The 15,176-nt window shown below is 65.2% G+C and carries 17 protein-coding genes; 16 read left to right on the plus strand and 1 reads right to left on the minus strand.

What is annotated here, in order from left to right; translation table 11 throughout:
• Positions 1–8 precede the first annotated feature (8 nt).
• The 7 genes from B5J99_RS02705 (at position 9) to B5J99_RS02735 (ending at position 6,067) form a co-directional block, all read left to right on the plus strand.
• Positions 9–701 (plus strand): glycoside hydrolase family 25 protein, encoded by a 693-nt coding sequence (locus B5J99_RS02705; protein WP_117351394.1) that lies wholly within the window; start codon positions 9–11, stop codon positions 699–701.
• Positions 680–1,144: a cytidine deaminase gene (locus tag B5J99_RS02710; protein WP_342768920.1), complete on the plus strand. Its 465-nt coding sequence runs from the start codon at positions 680–682 to the stop codon at positions 1,142–1,144. The genes B5J99_RS02705 and B5J99_RS02710 overlap by 22 nt, the downstream gene beginning before the upstream one ends.
• Before the next feature lie 121 nt (positions 1,145–1,265).
• Positions 1,266–1,820: a dCTP deaminase gene (dcd, locus tag B5J99_RS02715; protein WP_054133981.1), complete on the plus strand. Its 555-nt coding sequence runs from the start codon at positions 1,266–1,268 to the stop codon at positions 1,818–1,820.
• 41 nt (positions 1,821–1,861) lie between these two features.
• Positions 1,862–3,046: a saccharopine dehydrogenase family protein gene (locus B5J99_RS02720; protein WP_117351396.1), complete on the plus strand. Its 1,185-nt coding sequence runs from the start codon at positions 1,862–1,864 to the stop codon at positions 3,044–3,046.
• Between the two features lie 145 nt (positions 3,047–3,191).
• Positions 3,192–3,965 carry a metallophosphoesterase family protein gene (locus B5J99_RS02725; RefSeq protein WP_117351397.1) on the plus strand — a complete coding sequence of 258 codons (774 nt, stop codon included), beginning with the start codon at positions 3,192–3,194 and terminating at the stop codon, positions 3,963–3,965.
• Positions 3,966–4,016: 51 nt separating this feature from the next.
• A complete protein-coding gene (locus B5J99_RS02730; RefSeq protein ID WP_054133978.1) occupies positions 4,017–5,318 on the plus strand; it encodes a M20/M25/M40 family metallo-hydrolase in 1,302 nt (433 codons plus the stop codon).
• A 56-nt stretch (positions 5,319–5,374) separates the two neighbouring features.
• Positions 5,375–6,067, plus strand: a complete 693-nt coding sequence (locus B5J99_RS02735) for a Crp/Fnr family transcriptional regulator (protein WP_054133977.1) — start codon at positions 5,375–5,377, stop codon at positions 6,065–6,067.
• 104 nt (positions 6,068–6,171) lie between these two features.
• Here the strand turns inward: B5J99_RS02735 and B5J99_RS02740 are convergent, their stop codons facing one another.
• A complete protein-coding gene (locus B5J99_RS02740; RefSeq protein ID WP_117351398.1) occupies positions 6,172–6,843 on the minus strand; it encodes an OmpW/AlkL family protein in 672 nt (223 codons plus the stop codon).
• Between the two features lie 173 nt (positions 6,844–7,016).
• On the opposite strand from B5J99_RS02740, the gene ccoN reads away from it, so the two are divergent.
• From ccoN to B5J99_RS02785, 9 genes are read left to right on the plus strand one after another with little or no spacing between them, the layout of a single operon-like run.
• Entirely contained in the window at positions 7,017–8,684 is a 1,668-nt protein-coding gene (gene ccoN / locus B5J99_RS02745; protein ID WP_054133975.1) for a cytochrome-c oxidase, cbb3-type subunit I, read from the plus strand.
• A gap of 2 nt (positions 8,685–8,686) precedes the next feature.
• On the plus strand, positions 8,687–9,493 hold the full coding sequence (gene ccoO, locus B5J99_RS02750; RefSeq protein WP_117351399.1) for a cytochrome-c oxidase, cbb3-type subunit II: 807 nt from the start codon (positions 8,687–8,689) through the stop codon (positions 9,491–9,493).
• The gene (locus tag B5J99_RS02755; RefSeq protein ID WP_117351400.1) at positions 9,490–9,648 is read left to right on the plus strand and encodes a cbb3-type cytochrome c oxidase subunit 3; all 159 of its coding nucleotides are present in this window, start codon (positions 9,490–9,492) and stop codon (positions 9,646–9,648) included. Before ccoO ends, B5J99_RS02755 begins: the two co-directional genes overlap by 4 nt.
• Complete coding sequence (gene ccoP / locus B5J99_RS02760; protein ID WP_117351401.1) at positions 9,641–10,588, plus strand: cytochrome-c oxidase, cbb3-type subunit III; 948 nt, start codon at positions 9,641–9,643, stop codon at positions 10,586–10,588. Before B5J99_RS02755 ends, ccoP begins: the two co-directional genes overlap by 8 nt.
• Positions 10,581–12,035 (plus strand): cytochrome c oxidase accessory protein CcoG, encoded by a 1,455-nt coding sequence (ccoG, locus tag B5J99_RS02765; RefSeq protein WP_054133971.1) that lies wholly within the window; start codon positions 10,581–10,583, stop codon positions 12,033–12,035. The genes ccoP and ccoG overlap by 8 nt, the downstream gene beginning before the upstream one ends.
• On the plus strand, positions 12,032–12,505 hold the full coding sequence (locus tag B5J99_RS02770; RefSeq protein WP_236823354.1) for a FixH family protein: 474 nt from the start codon (positions 12,032–12,034) through the stop codon (positions 12,503–12,505). The genes ccoG and B5J99_RS02770 overlap by 4 nt, the downstream gene beginning before the upstream one ends.
• On the plus strand, positions 12,502–14,661 hold the full coding sequence (locus B5J99_RS02775) for a heavy metal translocating P-type ATPase (RefSeq protein ID WP_117351402.1): 2,160 nt from the start codon (positions 12,502–12,504) through the stop codon (positions 14,659–14,661). The genes B5J99_RS02770 and B5J99_RS02775 overlap by 4 nt, the downstream gene beginning before the upstream one ends.
• A complete protein-coding gene (gene ccoS, locus B5J99_RS02780) occupies positions 14,658–14,819 on the plus strand; it encodes a cbb3-type cytochrome oxidase assembly protein CcoS (protein ID WP_054133970.1) in 162 nt (53 codons plus the stop codon). The genes B5J99_RS02775 and ccoS overlap by 4 nt, the downstream gene beginning before the upstream one ends.
• On the plus strand, positions 14,816–15,058 hold the full coding sequence (locus tag B5J99_RS02785) for a hypothetical protein (RefSeq protein WP_117351403.1): 243 nt from the start codon (positions 14,816–14,818) through the stop codon (positions 15,056–15,058). Before ccoS ends, B5J99_RS02785 begins: the two co-directional genes overlap by 4 nt.
• The last annotated feature ends 118 nt before the right edge of the window (positions 15,059–15,176 follow it).

Genomic DNA, 15,176 nt, shown 5'->3' on the forward strand with positions numbered 1-15,176 from the left:
GCACAATCATGCGGACATCCACCCTGAAACGCTGGACCATCGGCCTTGCGCTGCTCGCGCTGCTGCTCGCCGTGCTGGGCGGGCTGATCTGGGGCGGCATCACCGGATGGGCGCCCTCGCGCAAGGACTATCCGGTGCAGGGGCTGTACGTCAGCGCCAACGACGGCGATCTCGCCTGGCCGACGCTCGCGGCAATGGGTGCGGATTTCGCCTATGTCCGCGCCAGCGCCGGGGGATCGACCCGCGATCCGCGCTTTGCCGCCAACATCAAGGGCGCGCGGCTCAGCGGAATGCGCTTTGGCCCGGTGCACGAATTCAGCCTGTGCGCGGGCGAGGCGCAGCAGGCCGAGCTGTTCATCACCACCGTGCCGCGCGACCCGGCGATGCTGCCGCCGGTGGTCAGCCTGGAGCTTGACGAGGCCTGCAAGTCCCGTCCCGACCGCGCGATGCTGCTGGGCGAGCTCAACACGTTCTTGAACCAGATCGAAAACCACAGCGGCAAGCCTGCGCTGCTGAGAATTTCATCGGAGTTCGAAAGCGCCTATCAGATCAGCGACGGGCTCGCCCGCACCGTGTGGCTGCTGGGCGATTTCGTCCCCCCCGATTATGCCGCCAAGCGCTGGGTGATGTGGCAATCGAGCAGCTTCTACCGGATCAACGGCGCGCCGCAGGGCGTGCGCTGGAATGTGGTGCGACCATGAGTGACGAGACGACGACCCGCGATCTGCTGGAGGCGGCGCGCGGCGCGGCGCTGACCGCTTATGCGCCTTATTCGGGCTTTCACGTCGGCGCAGCCTTCCGCTTCGACGATGGCACGGTGATCACCGGCAGCAATTTCGAGAATGCAAGCTATGGCCTTGCCATCTGCGCCGAGACGGCAGCGGCGATCGCCGCGAACCTGCAGGGACGCCGCACCGGGCTGGTCGAGGTTGCGATCATGGGCGGACCGCTGGACGCCGATGGCACCCTGGCGCCCACAGCCGCGCCGGTCACCCCATGCGGGCGCTGCCGCCAGGTGATGAACGAACTTGCACAACTGGGCGGGACCGATCCTGTCGTCTATTCGGGCCATGCCACCGGCTGGATCGAACACCGGCTCTCGGTGCTCTTGCCAGCCGCGTTCGGCCCGGCCAATCTGGAGTGAACCAGCAACCCTTACCCAACCCCGCTCAGCCTGAGCCTGTCGAAGGCAGCGCGCCCACGCCAGCCGCATAGCGGGGCCTTCGACAACCTCAGGCTGAGCGGATGCAGGAGATTTTTCAGCGATGTCCATCCTTTCCGACAAATGGATCCGCACCCAGGCGCACGACCACGCCATGATCGAGCCGTTCGTCGAGGCCCAGAGGCGTGATGGCTGCATATCCTATGGGCTTTCGTCCTATGGCTATGACGCGCGGGTGGCGGACGAGTTCAAGATCTTCACCAACGTCAATTCCTCGGTGGTCGATCCCAAGCAGTTCGATCCCGACAGCTTTGTCGACCGCAAGACCGATGTTTGCATCATCCCGCCCAACAGCTTCGCGCTGGCGCGGACGGTCGAGTATTTCCGCGTGCCACGCGATGTGCTGGTGATCTGCCTGGGCAAATCGACCTATGCGCGCTGCGGGATCATCGTCAACGTCACCCCGCTCGAGCCCGGCTGGGAGGGGCATGTGACGCTGGAGTTCAGCAACACCACCCCGTTGCCCGCCAGGATCTACGCCAATGAAGGCGCATGCCAGTTCCTGTTCCTCAAGGGCAACGAGCCGTGCGAGATCAGCTATGCCGACCGCGCGGGCAAATATATGGGCCAGCGCGGCGTGACGCTGCCGAAACTGTGATCCATAGAACACCGCAACCACAATCAAGCAGGAGAGAGCCGATGTCGCCCAGAGAGAACCGCGAATTCGATGTGATCGTCTATGGTGCCAGCGGCTTTACCGGGCGGCTGGTCGCCGAATATCTGCAGAACACCTATGGCCAGGGCGGCGATGCGCCCAAATGGGCGGTCGCGGCGCGCTCGGCCGACAAGATGGCAGCGGTGCTTGCCGAAATGGGCCTTCCCGCCGACACGCCGGTGGTGGTCGCCGATGCCGACGCGCCCGAGACGATCGAGGCGATGGCCAGGCGCACCAAGGTCGTGCTGACCACCGTCGGCCCGTACCAGCTTTATGGCGAACCTCTGGTCGCCGCCTGCGCTGCCAATGGCACCGATTATGTCGACCTGTGCGGCGAGCCTGCCTGGATGCGCCAGATGATCGACAAGTATGACGCCGCCGCCAAGGCCAGCGGTGCGCGCATCGTGTTTTCGACGGGTTTCGATTCGATCCCCTTCGATCTGGGCGTGCTGATGCTGCAGAAGGAATGCGTCACCCGCTTCGGCAAGCCTGCCCCTCGGATCAAGGGCCGGGTGCGGGCAATGCAGGGCACCTTCTCGGGCGGTACCGCCGCCTCGCTCAAGGCGACGATGGCCGCTGCTGCCAAGGATCCCGCGGTGCTGGGCTATCTGGTCAACCCGTTCAGCCTGGCGGGCGGCTTCGAAGGCCCCGCCCAGCCCAAGGGCAACAAGCCCGAGCACGACGAGGCCCTCGGCAGCTGGGCCGCGCCGTTCATCATGGCGCCGATCAACACCAAGAACGTCCACCGCACCAACGCGCTGCTGGGTCACCCCTATGGCCAGGATTTCGTCTATGACGAGATGATGCTCACCGGTCCGGGCGAAAAGGGCGAGGCGATCGCCAAGCACCTCGCCACCACCGACATGATGGGCGGCGAAGGCGGCCCCAAGCCCGGCGAAGGCCCCAGCAAGGAAGAGCGCGAAAACGGTTTCTACGACGTGCTGTTCATCGCCGAGATGCCCGATGGCCAGGTTCAAACCTATGGCGTCAAGGGCGACAAGGACCCCGGCTATGGCTCGACCTCCAAGATGATCGCCGAAAGCGCGCTGTGCCTGGTGCAGGACGTGCCCGCAGGCGAAGGCGGCATTGTGACCCCGGGCGCGGTGCTGGGCGACAAGCTGGTTGCGCGGCTGGTGGCAAAGGCCGGACTGAGCTTCGCGGCGGAATGATCAACGGACCCTCCCCCTCGGGGGAGGGTTTGATGCCATTGCTGCAGCTGCGAACAACAGATGGTTGAACTTTTCGCCAATTGGCGCATATAGCAGCCGCTTGGGGCGACGCACGACACTGATCATTTGAAGAATCGAAAGCATCATGCTCAAGGCCTTGCTGCGCAGAAAGCCGAAACCGGCTGCCCCGATCGATACCGCGAGACTTCCTGACGGTCGGCGTGTCTACGCGATCGGCGATGTGCACGGTCGCCGTGACCTGCTCGACCAGCTGCTCGACCAGATCGTCGCCGACGACCGCGCGCGCGGCGCCGCCGACACTCATATCGTGTTCCTTGGCGACTTGATGGATCGCGGCCCAGACAGCTCGGGCGTGATTGATCGCGCCATCGAGGTGTCGCAATCGCTGGGCGAAAACGCGCACTTCCTGATGGGCAACCACGAAGAGGTGTATCTGGGCGCTGCCAGCGGCGACGAGAAGCTGGTGCGCTTCTTCTGCAAGATCGGCGGTCGCGAAACCATTCTGAGCTATGACATCACGCCGCAGGACTATAACGAGCTGAGCATGGAAGAGCTCGCCGCGCGGATGCCGGCGCTGTTGACGCGCAGGCATGTCGATTTCGTGTCGGGTTTCAAGGATCGCATCGTGATGGGCGATTATGCCTTTGTCCACGCGGGCGTCCGCCCCGGCGTGCCGATCGAGGACCAGCGGCCCAAGGATCTGCGCTGGATCCGCGAGGATTTCATTATGGATGAAGCCCCGCACGACAAATTGATCGTGCACGGCCACACCATCACCGACGACGTCGAGGAATGCCCCAACCGCATCGGAATCGATACCGGTGCCTATATGAGCGGCATGCTCACCGCGCTGTGCCTTGAAGGCGGTGAGCGCTGGTATCTCAAGACCGGACAATAGCCGCCTTTAAGGTGCTTGCGCTGGCCGGAAACTTGGGCCAGCTTGGCCCGCATGCACAAAATTACAACGCTGGTCGCAGCCCTGGCCCTGTTCACTGTCCCCGCGCACGCCGAGGTCGAGGCTGACCCGGCGCGGCTGCGCGCGGATGTCGAGAAACTGGTGAGCTTCGGCACTCGTCACACATTGTCCTCGCCCGACCATCCCACCCGCGGAATCGGCGCCGCGCGGCGCTGGGCGGCGGCGGAATTCGCGAAGATCGGCAAGGCCTGTGGCGGCTGCATCACCATCGAGCAGCTCGACCGGCGTTTCACCGGGCCGCGCGCACCCAATGGGGTGAATGTGGTCAACGTGCTGGGCGTGCAGCAGGGCAGCGGCGATCCCGATGACGTGATCATCATCTCCGCACACATCGACAGCCGGGTGTCGGACATCGCCGATTTCACCAGCGATGCCCCCGGCGCGAACGACGACGGATCGGGTGTCGCGCTGGTGCTCGAGGCCGCGCGGGTGCTGAGCAAGCAGAAATTCGCGCCCACCATCATCTATGCGGTGCTCTCGGGCGAAGAGCAGGGCCTGTGGGGTGGGCGGCTGATCGCGGAGACCGCCCGCGCGCGCGGCTGGCGGGTGCGCGCGCTGCTCAACAACGACATCGTAGGGAACACCGAGGGTCAGGATGGCCGCAAGGTCAGCGACCGGGTGCGGGTGTTCTCAGAAGGCATCCGCGCGTCCGAATCGATGACCGAGGCGATGGCCCGGCGCGGCAGCGGGGGCGAGGATGACGGCCCATCGCGTGCGCTGATGCGCGCCGCACAGCGTGTCGGCAAGGCACGCGGCGACCTTGGCCTTGAAGTCTTCGGAGTGCGCAGGCCCGATCGCTTCAGCCGCGGCGGCGACCATCTTCCTGCGCTGGAGCTGGGCTATCCCGCGATCCGCTTCACCGTTGGCGTGGAAAATTACGACCACCAGCATCAGGACATCCGCCTGGAGGGCGACCGCAAGTTCGGCGACACCATCGACGAGATGGACTTTCCCTATCTCGCACGCGTGACCGCGCTCAACGTCGCGGTGATCCGCGAGCTTGCCAGCGCGCCAGCGGCGCCCGCCAGCGCGATGCTGGGAGGGGCGTTGAGCAGCGACACCCAGGTCAGCTGGGCCGAGGTTCCGGGGGCTGCGCGCTACAAGGTCTATTGGCGCAGGGCCGATGCCCGCGACTGGGAACAATCGGCAGAAACCACCGATATCAAGATGACCCTGCCCGGCGTGATCGTGGACGATCACTTTGCCGGGGTGGCCGCGATTTCGGAAAGCGGCGCGGAGAGCGCGATCACCTTTGCGGGCCTGCCGCCCCGGTAATTTCGCACTGGCGCAGCGCCCTGTTCATAGAGCCTGGGAAGGCGTAGGGAGACCGCATGAACGATTGCTCATCCTGCATTGTGCGAAATCGCGCGATCTGCGCCAGCCTGACCGGGGACGAACTTGCGGTCCTGGGCAAGATGGGTCGGCGGCAGAAGGTCAAGTCGGGCCACACGCTGTTGTGGGAAGGCGATGACGCGCCTGTCGTCGCCAATGTGCTCGAAGGCGTATTGAAGCTGGTCGTGTCCGCATCGGACGGGCGCGAGCAGATTGTCGGGGTGGTGTTTCCCTCCGACTTCATCGGCCGCCCCTTCGGCAAGGAAAGCCCCTATAGCGTCACCGCGATGACCGATGCCGAAGTGTGCATCTTCAACCGCAACAGCTTTGACGATTTCGCCAGCGAGCATCCGGACCTGCAGCAGAAGCTGCTGCGCCGCACGCTCGACGAGCTCGACCGGGCGCGGCACTGGATGATGCTGCTTGGCCGCAAGTCGGCTTCCGAGAAGGTCGCATCCTTCCTGCTCGAGATGGCCGATCGGCTGTCCGGCCAGGGCTGCAATGCCGATGGCTCGCTCAACGGCTTCGAACTTCCCTTCGGACGCCAGCAGATCGCCGACATATTGGGGCTGACGATCGAGACGACCAGCCGCCAGCTCACCCGGATGAAGGGGGATGGCCTGCTCGCCCTGCCATCACGGCGCGAAATCGTGATCCGCAATCGCGCCGCGATGGAGGAATTGGCCGGCTAGCCGCTCATGACACGCTATTGACCCACCCTGATTGCCGCCAGGCAGCGAGCCACATCCCGGCTCCGTCATGGTCAGGCAATACTGTGTCAACTCGATCTACCGCATCAGAACCGGAAACCGAGCCCTGCGCTGATCACCCAGGGGTCAAGCTCGTGCCGGGTGCGCAGAACCTCGACCCCGTTGGCGCGCCAGCTGGCGAGCGGGCGCATGAAATAGCGCTTGGCATCGACAGAGACGAACATGCCCTTGTCGTTGATCGGAACATCGACACCCGCCTGCAGTGCGGCACCTACGGTATCGTTGATCTTCTGGCTGGTCGCGCCCAGCGTTCGTGTCGTGGCGCCGGGCTTTTCGTTGATGAAGATGAAGTAGCTGGGCCCCACGCCGACATAGGGCCGAATGCCCCCTGCCTTGCCGAAATGATATTTCAGCGTGACCGTGGCGGGCACGATCTTGGCGTTGGAAACCAGGCCAGCCCCCGCCAGCGCGCCGCGTCCATCGACATCATGCTGGGTGACTCCGGCGATCGTCTCCACCGAGATCGAATCGGCCAGGAAGTATTCGATCGCCACCGTGGGGACAAAATTGTCGTTGGCCTTGGTCTGGCTGCCCGCGGGCAGGCCGATGCGGTCCAGCTTGACGTCCCTGATCTTGCCGTCGGGCGCGACGAGCGTGCCCAGGATCTTAAAATGCACCTCACCGCTTTGCGCCATCGCCTGGCCCGGAACGGCCAGAAGCGCGGCAAGCATAGCGAACGGTACGACAGATTTTTTCATGTGATCACTCCTCCTTGAGTGAACGCATCCCTGGCCCCGGATGCTGGCCAGCGCATTGATGCGGCGCAAAAATTTCGTTGATCGTGATCAATGTTTTGTGGGCCAGCCGGGTCCATCAGCAGCCGTAAGGAAGCGCAGATCCTGATGAGTCTGCGCGCACGGGGACAAGGTATATGGATGGTTTGGTTTTAAGGGCCGGTGGCTGGCTGGGGCTGGCTTTGCTGGCACTCGCGATGGCGATACTGGCGGTCGATTGGCCGTTTGCGGTGCACATGACGATCGTGATGATCGCTTGCCTGGCGGTATTGTGGTTCACGATCAGTCGCGCCGACTATGGCGCGATGGCGCGGGGCATGCTGAAACTGCCCGCCGATCTTGGCCAGTATGACGACGACCCGGTCCGCTGGGGTGTCATTGCGACGCTGTTCTGGGGCGTCGCCGGGATGGCCGCGGGGCTGTTCATCGCGCTGCAGCTCGCCTTCCCCATGCTCAACCTCAATTTCGAATACACCACCTTCGGACGGCTGCGGCCACTGCACACCTCTGCGGTGATCTTCGCGTTCGGCGGCAATGCGCTGATCGCGACCAGCTTCTATGTCGTCCAGCGCACCTGCCGCGCGCGCCTCGCCTTCCCGTCGATGGCCCGCTTCGTGTTCTGGGGCTATCAGCTGTTCATCGTGCTGGCCGCCACCGGCTATCTTATGGGGGTCACCGAAGCCAAGGAATATGCCGAGCCCGAATGGTATGTCGATCTGTGGCTGACGGTCGTGTGGCTGTGCTACCTCGCGGTTTTCATCGGCACCATCGTGCGCCGCCGCGAGCCGCACATCTATGTCGCCAACTGGTTCTATCTCGCCTTCATCATCACCGTGGCCATGCTCCACGTGGTCAACAACCTGTCGATGCCCGCCTCCATCTTCGGATCGAAGAGCTACTCGGCGTTCGCAGGCGTGCAGGATGCGCTGACCCAGTGGTGGTACGGCCATAACGCGGTCGGCTTCTTCCTGACCGCGGGCTTCCTGGCGATGATGTATTACTTCGTCCCCAAGCAGGCCGAGCGTCCGGTCTACAGCTATCGACTGTCGATCATCCACTTCTGGTCGCTGATCTTCCTGTATATCTGGGCAGGCCCGCACCACCTCCACTACACCGCGCTGCCCGACTGGGCGCAGACGCTGGGCATGGTGTTCTCGATCATGCTGTGGATGCCCAGCTGGGGCGGGATGATCAATGGCCTGATGACGCTCAACGGCGCCTGGGACAAGATCCGCACCGATCCGATCATCCGCATGATGGTGATGGCGCTCGCCTTCTACGGCATGAGCACCTTCGAAGGCCCGATGATGTCGATCAAATGGGTCAACTCGATGTCGCACTACACCGACTGGACCATCGGCCACGTCCACTCCGGCGCTTTGGGCTGGAACGGCATGATCACCTTTGCCTGTGTCTATTATCTGGTGCCGCGCCTGTGGAACCGTCCGCGCCTGTACAGCCTGCGCATGGTCAACTGGCACTTCTGGCTCTCGACCGTGGGCATCGTGTTCTACGCCGCCGCGATGTGGGTCGCCGGCATGATGCAGGGCCTGATGTGGCGCGAATACGGAGCCGACGGATACCTCGTCTACAGCTTCGTCGAAAGCGTCGCGGCGATGCACCCGATGTACCTGATCCGCGCTGCGGGCGGCCTGCTCTATCTCGCCGGGTTCATCGTGATGATCGTCAACGTCTGGGCCACGATCAAGGGCCATATCCGCGAGGAAAAGCCGATGACCGAGACGCCCCACAACCCCGCTGCTGACCGTCCGCTGGTCGCTGCCGCCGCCGTCAAGGGAGCCTGATCATGGCCGACACCAACGCCGAACCGCGCTTCAGCCACAAGAAGCTGGAACGCAACGTCACCCTGCTGGGGCTGGGCGCGCTGGTCGCCGTCGCCATCGGCGGCATCGTCGAGATCGCGCCCTTGTTCTGGATCGACAACACCATCGAGAAGGTGGACGGCATGCGCCCCTACACCCCGCTCGAGCTGTCGGGCCGCAACATCTACATGCGCGAGGGCTGCTATACCTGCCACAGCCAGATGATCCGTCCGTTCCGCGACGAGGTCGAACGGTACGGGCACTACAGCCTGGCCGCAGAAAGCATGTACGACCACCCGTTCCAATGGGGATCCAAGCGCACCGGGCCTGACCTTGCGCGCGTCGGCAACCGCTATTCGGACGAATGGCACCGCGCGCATCTCATCGATCCGCGCAGCGTGGTCGGCGAATCGATCATGCCGCCTTATGCCTTCCTTGCCGAGCGCGAGCTTGACGCAGGCGACATGGCCAACGACCTGACCGCGCTGTCGCGGGTGGGGGTACCCTATGACAAGGCCGCAATCGCCGCCGCCAACGCCGATCTGAAGGCGCAGGCCGATCCGAACGCCGACGGCGCGGCAGAGCTGCAGGCGCGCTATCCCAAGGCGCAGGTCCGCGACTTCGACGGTGATCCGACCCGGATCACCGAGATGGATGCGCTGATCGCCTATTTGCAGATGCTGGGCACTCTGGTCGATGTCGAAAAGGCTGCGCCGCAAGACCAGGGCGCTGCGCCCGCACCCGCCGCCGCCGCTGCGACGTCGGCCACCGCGAAGGGAGTACGGCCATGAGCTACGATGAACTGCGCCACTTCGCCGACAGCTGGGGCCTGCTCGCCATGACCGTGCTGTTCCTCGGCCTTATCGCCTGGCCCTTCCGCAAGGGCGCGCGTCAGCACAACCACGACGCGGCAAACATGATCTTCAGGGACGACGACAATGTCTGACAAATCGCGCTTGGACGAACCCACCGGCACCCACACCGTCGGCCATGAATGGGACGGCATCGAGGAGCTCAACACCCCGCTGCCGCGCTGGTGGCTGTGGACCTTCTACGCCTGCATCGCCTGGGCAGCGGTCTATGTGGTGCTCTATCCCGCCTGGCCGATGGTCAACAGCGCGACGCAGGGCGTGCTGGGCTGGAGCAGCCGCGGCGATCTGGAAAAGGAAATGGCGGGCCACACCGCGCGGCGCGCGCCGATCGTGGGCGCCATCGCCTCCATCCCGATTGCCGCCCTGCCCTCAAAGCCCGAACTGCTCGAAGCGGCGATCCAGGGCGGCAGCGCTGCGTTCAAGGTGCATTGCGTGCAGTGCCATGGCGCGGGCGGCGCAGGCGTTGTCGGCCTCTATCCCAGCCTGACCGATGACGACTGGCTGTGGGGCGGCGACCTTGCCAATATCGAGACCACGCTGATCCATGGCATCCGCAATCCGGACCATGACCAGACCCGCCTCAACGTGATGCCCGCATTTGGCCGCGACGGCATATTGGACAGCGCCGCGATCAACGATCTGGTCAGCCATGTCCGCGTGATCAGCCGCCAGGAAAAACCCAGCGCGGCTTCCGCGCGCGGCGCCGCATTGTTCGAGAACAACTGTGTGGCGTGCCATGGCACCAATGGCGAAGGCATTCGCGAGCTCGGCGCGCCTAAGCTGACCGATGCGGTATGGCTTTACGGCGGGAGCCGCGATGCCATCGCGAAGACCATCCACAACCCCCGCAACGGCGTGATGCCGCGCTGGAACGACAAGCTGGACGCGGTGACGATCCGCATGCTGGCGGCCTATGTCCACTCGCTGGGCGGCGGCGAGGATGCGCCCGCGCCGGTCGCGCCTGCGGCTGCAGAAGCGGCCGCCGTCCCCGACAAGGTCCCGGCCAATGGCTAATCCAGACGTGCTTGCAGGCAGCGAGGGCCCGCTCTACGCCGCTCGCAAGGGTGTCTACCCCAAGAAGGTGGACGGCACCTTCCGCCGCCTGAAATGGGTGATCATGGCGGTCACCCTGGCGATCTATTACGGCACGCCGTGGATCCGCTGGGACCGGGGCCCCTATGCGCCCGATCAGGCGGTGCTGGTCGATCTGGCCAACCGGCGGTTCTACATGTTTCAGATAGAGATCTGGCCGCATGAGTTCTATTATGTCGCGGGCCTGCTGATCATGGCGGGGATCGGGCTGTTCCTCGTCACCAGCGCGGTCGGCCGTGCCTGGTGCGGCTATGCCTGCCCGCAGACGGTGTGGACCGATCTGTTCCAGCATGTCGACCGGCTGGTCGATGGCGATCGGAACGCGCAGATCCGGCTCGCCAATGGCCCGTGGACCGCCGAAAAGATCGCGAGGCGCGCGGCCAAATACGCGATCTACCTTGCCATCGCTTTCTGGACCGGCGGCGCGTGGATCATGTATTTCGCCGACGCGCCGACGCTGACCCGCGATTTCTGGGCCGGCGATGCGGCGTTCATTGCCTATGGCACCGTTGCCGCGCTGACCGCGACGACCTTCGTGCTCGGCGGCTTCATGCGCGAGCAGGTGTGCATCTATATGTGCCCCTGGCCGCGTATCCAGACCGCGATGATGGACGAAAAATCGCTGCTGGTGACCTACAAGGACTGGCGCGGCGAGCCGCGCGGCAGCCTCAAGAAGGCGCTGGCGCATCCTGGATCGGTCGGTGATTGCGTCGATTGCAACCAGTGCGTCGCGGTCTGCCCCACCGGTATCGACATCCGCGAAGGACCGCAGATCGGCTGCATCACCTGCGCCTTGTGCATCGATGCCTGCGACACCGTGATGGCGCAGGTCGGCCGCCCGCGCGGGCTGATCGACTATTGCGCGCTCGATGATGTCGCGGTCGAAAAGGCGGGCGGCACCGCTCCGCCGGTGCTCAAGACGCTGCTGCGTCCGCGGCTGATGGTCTATCTCGGTATCTGGAGCGCGATCGGCGCGGCGATGCTGTTCTCGCTGGGCGAACGCACCCGGCTAGATCTTGCCGTCCAGCACGAGCGCAGCCCGCTGTTCGTCCAGCTGTCCGACGGGATGATCCGCAACAACTACACGCTCAAGCTGCGCAACATGGAAACCCGCCCGCGCAAGGTCGCGATCACGGTCAGCGGCCTGCCCGGCGCGCAATTGTGGACCGAGAACGGATCGCGCGAAAAAGCCAGCCAGCGGGTCTTGATGACGATCTCGCCCGACAGCGTCACCCGCGTCCGCCTGTTCGTCGCAGCGCCGTCCGAGGGCCCTGCGCGGCAGGACTTCACCATCGCCACGATCGGCCGCGATGGCGACCCGCGCGGCGATGAAGACACCATCCAGTTCGATCGCCCGGAGGCACAATGATGAGCACCCTGCCCGCAAAGAAGCTGTTCACCGGCTGGCACATGACCGCAATCCTGGTCGGGTTCTTCGCCATCGTCATGGCGGTGAACTTCACCATGGCGCGGCTGGCCTATTCGACCTTTGGCGGCAAGGTGGTCGAAAACAGCTATGTCGCCAGCCAGCAGTACAACGATCTGCTCGCCCGCGCAGAGGTACAGGACCAGATGGGCTGGACCCAGTCGGTGTGGCTCGATCGGACCCGGCACATGCGCATCACACTGGGGCAGGATGGCCGGCCGCTTGCGATTACGAGCGCCACCGCCACGGTCAGCCACCCGCTGGGCAGCGTGCCTTCGCGCACGCTGACGATGGTGCGCGATGGCAAGGGCGGAATGATCTCCACCGCCCCGCTGGAGCAGGGCCGCTGGCGGGTGGACCTTATCGTCCGCCACGACGCGCAGGAAGCCCGCTACCGGAGCGACGTGCGATGAACGCGTTCGCCAGCCTCACCCCCCGCCCCGCCCCGCGGCCGGCAAACCCGCCCGCGCTGATCGAGCGCGACTTTGCCGTGCCCGATATCCGCTGCGCGGGCTGCATATCCAAGCTTGAGCAGGGCCTGGTGCGCGACTCGCGCATCCATTCGGCGCGGGTCAACTTCACCGAAAAGCGGGTGCACGTCTCGTGCACCGCCGATGCGCAGATGCCTGATCTGCTGGGCGCGTTCACCTCGCTGGGGTTCGAGGCGCATCCGATCGGCGATGGCCCGAAGGACATCGACCCCGATGCGGCAAACAGCCGCGAACTGCTGCGCGCGGTCGCGGTGTCCGGCTTTGCGATGATGAACATCATGCTGCTGTCGGTTTCGGTCTGGTCGGGGGCGGCTGGCGTGACCCGCGACCTGTTCCACTGGCTCTCGGCGATGATCGCGCTGCCGACCATCGCCTATGCAGGCCGCCCGTTCTTCCGCTCGGCCTGGCGCGCGCTTGCGCATGGCCACACCAACATGGACGTGCCGATCAGCATCGGCGTCACGCTGGCCACCGCCCTCAGCCTGTACGAGACTGCGACCCACGGCCCGCATGCCTATTTCGACAGCGCGGTGATGCTGCTGTTCTTCCTGCTGTGCGGCCGCTGGCTCGACAGCGTGATGCGGGACCGCGCGCGTGGAGGCGTCACCGCGCTGCTGCGCAACATGGGCACCGGCGCGATGGTGTTCGATTCGGATGGCTCCACCCGCTGGGTCGATGCGACCGAGCTCAACCCCGGCATGGTCATGCTGGTGGCGGCAGGCGAGCGGCTGGCGGCCGACGGCGTGATCGTTGCTGGCGCCAGCCGGATCGACCTGTCGCTGCTCACCGGCGAGAGCGCGCCGCAGGAAGCGGGGACGGACGATGTCGTGCATGCCGGAACGCTTAACCTGGAAACTCCGATCCGGGTGCGCGTGACCGCCGCGGGCACCGACACCGCGATCGCCGATATCGCGCGACTCATGGGCGAGGCATCGCAGGGCAAGTCGCGCTATGTCCGCATCGCTGACCGCGCCGCAAGGCTCTATGCGCCTGCCGTCCACACGCTTGCTCTGATGGCATTTGGCGGCTGGATGCTGGCTGGCGCAGGCTTGCACGATGCGCTGCTGATCTCGGTCGCGGTACTGATCATCACCTGCCCCTGCGCGCTGGGCCTTGCCGTTCCCGCCGCGCAGATCGTGGCGGCAGGCGCGCTGATGAAGGTCGGCGTGTTGATCAAGGATGGCTCCGCGCTCGAGCGGCTGGCCGAGGTCGACCGCGCGCTGATCGACAAGACCGGCACGCTGACCTTGGGTCGCCCGGTCGCGAGCAACCTCTACGAGATTGCGCCGGAGCACCACGCGCTGCTGCTCGCGCTGGCCCGCGCGAGCCGCCATCCCTTGAGCGCCGCGCTGACCCGCGATCTGGGGGCGCAGGGAATTGCTGCGGCGGAAGTCACCCACGTGCAGGAAACGCCGGGCTTTGGCGTCGAGGCACAATGGCAGGGCCATATCGTCACTCTGGGCCGCCCCCAGCAGGGCGATGCGGGCACCGAGCTTGCCACCGAGCTTGCCATCGACATGCAGCCGGTCGCGTTGGTGCGCTTTGCCGATGCGCTGCGCCCCGATGCGATCGATGCCATCGCCGCGCTGAAGGCGCAGGGCATCGATGCGATGATCCTGTCGGGAGATCGCGCCGCCGCGGTTGCCCCAGTCGCGCGCACCCTGGGCCTCACCGCGATCACCGGCATGAACCCGCAGGACAAGCTCGCTGCGATCGCACGCCACACCGGCGCCGGGCTCAAGGTGCTGATGATCGGCGACGGGCTCAACGATGGCCCCGCGCTCGCCGCAGGCCACGCCTCGATGGCGCCGGGCAGCGCCAGCGATGTCGGCAAGAACGCCTCAGACTGCATCTTCCTTGGCGACCGGCTGATGCCCGTTGCCGACACCATCCGCATGGCGCGGCGGACGCAAGCCATCGTCCGGCAGAACTTCATGCTCGCCATCGGCTACAACGTCATCGCGGTGCCACTGGCATTCGCCGGGCTGGTGACGCCGCTGGTCGCCGCGCTCGCGATGTCGGGATCTTCGCTGATCGTGGTCAGCAACGCCTTGCGCCTCAAGAGGACCTTGAAATGAACGGTCTGCTCGTTCTCATCCCCATCGCGCTGTTTCTCGGGCTGCTCGGGCTCGCGGCGTTCTTCTGGTCGCTCAAGCGCGGCCAGTTCGACGACATGGATGGCGCCGCGCTGCGCATCTTTGTCGAGGACGAAGAGGACAAGGCGGTGCAGCCATGAACCCGCTCGCAAGGGACCTGCGCGCGATCTGTGCACTGCTGATCGCCACCGCCATGATCCACGCCCCTCTCGCCCAGGCAGACGCGCAGATGATCGCGGTGAGCAACTGCAACGGCGGCATGAGCCTGCTGGTCATCCCGCAGGACGACAGCGCCCCAGGCAAGGGCGGCGGCAATGACTGCGCCAAGGCATGCCATGGCATGTGCGAGCGGCGGGGCAAGAGCCTGAAACGGGGATAGGCCAGGCACTTCGGCCGTCCCCTGCCCCTGTACAGAGACGTGACGGTTACCCGCGATAGCCAATGGCCCGGCGCTGAGGGTTACCGATCCCGAAAACCCGGCGGCTGGCGCATTTCAG

The organism is Blastomonas fulva (genome assembly GCF_003431825.1).
In the GTDB taxonomy this organism is placed as follows: Bacteria; Pseudomonadota; Alphaproteobacteria; order Sphingomonadales; family Sphingomonadaceae; genus Blastomonas; species Blastomonas fulva.

Excerpts from the sequence above, each read along its gene's own strand:
- B5J99_RS02705 (WP_117351394.1), top strand. The coding sequence starts at position 9 with ATGCGGACATCCACCCTGAAACGCTGGACCATCGGCCTTGCGCTGCTC.
- dcd (WP_054133981.1), top strand. The coding sequence starts at position 1,266 with ATGTCCATCCTTTCCGACAAATGGATCCGCACCCAGGCGCACGACCAC.
- B5J99_RS02720 (WP_117351396.1), top strand. The coding sequence starts at position 1,862 with ATGTCGCCCAGAGAGAACCGCGAATTCGATGTGATCGTCTATGGTGCC.
- B5J99_RS02725 (WP_117351397.1), top strand. The coding sequence starts at position 3,192 with ATGCTCAAGGCCTTGCTGCGCAGAAAGCCGAAACCGGCTGCCCCGATC.
- B5J99_RS02730 (WP_054133978.1), top strand. The coding sequence starts at position 4,017 with ATGCACAAAATTACAACGCTGGTCGCAGCCCTGGCCCTGTTCACTGTC.
- B5J99_RS02735 (WP_054133977.1), top strand. The coding sequence starts at position 5,375 with ATGAACGATTGCTCATCCTGCATTGTGCGAAATCGCGCGATCTGCGCC.
- B5J99_RS02740 (WP_117351398.1), bottom strand. The coding sequence starts at position 6,843 with ATGAAAAAATCTGTCGTACCGTTCGCTATGCTTGCCGCGCTTCTGGCC.
- ccoN (WP_054133975.1), top strand. The coding sequence starts at position 7,017 with ATGGATGGTTTGGTTTTAAGGGCCGGTGGCTGGCTGGGGCTGGCTTTG.
- ccoO (WP_117351399.1), top strand. The coding sequence starts at position 8,687 with ATGGCCGACACCAACGCCGAACCGCGCTTCAGCCACAAGAAGCTGGAA.
- B5J99_RS02755 (WP_117351400.1), top strand. The coding sequence starts at position 9,490 with ATGAGCTACGATGAACTGCGCCACTTCGCCGACAGCTGGGGCCTGCTC.
- ccoP (WP_117351401.1), top strand. The coding sequence starts at position 9,641 with ATGTCTGACAAATCGCGCTTGGACGAACCCACCGGCACCCACACCGTC.
- ccoG (WP_054133971.1), top strand. The coding sequence starts at position 10,581 with ATGGCTAATCCAGACGTGCTTGCAGGCAGCGAGGGCCCGCTCTACGCC.
- B5J99_RS02770 (WP_236823354.1), top strand. The coding sequence starts at position 12,032 with ATGATGAGCACCCTGCCCGCAAAGAAGCTGTTCACCGGCTGGCACATG.
- B5J99_RS02775 (WP_117351402.1), top strand. The coding sequence starts at position 12,502 with ATGAACGCGTTCGCCAGCCTCACCCCCCGCCCCGCCCCGCGGCCGGCA.
- ccoS (WP_054133970.1), top strand. The coding sequence starts at position 14,658 with ATGAACGGTCTGCTCGTTCTCATCCCCATCGCGCTGTTTCTCGGGCTG.
- B5J99_RS02785 (WP_117351403.1), top strand. The coding sequence starts at position 14,816 with ATGAACCCGCTCGCAAGGGACCTGCGCGCGATCTGTGCACTGCTGATC.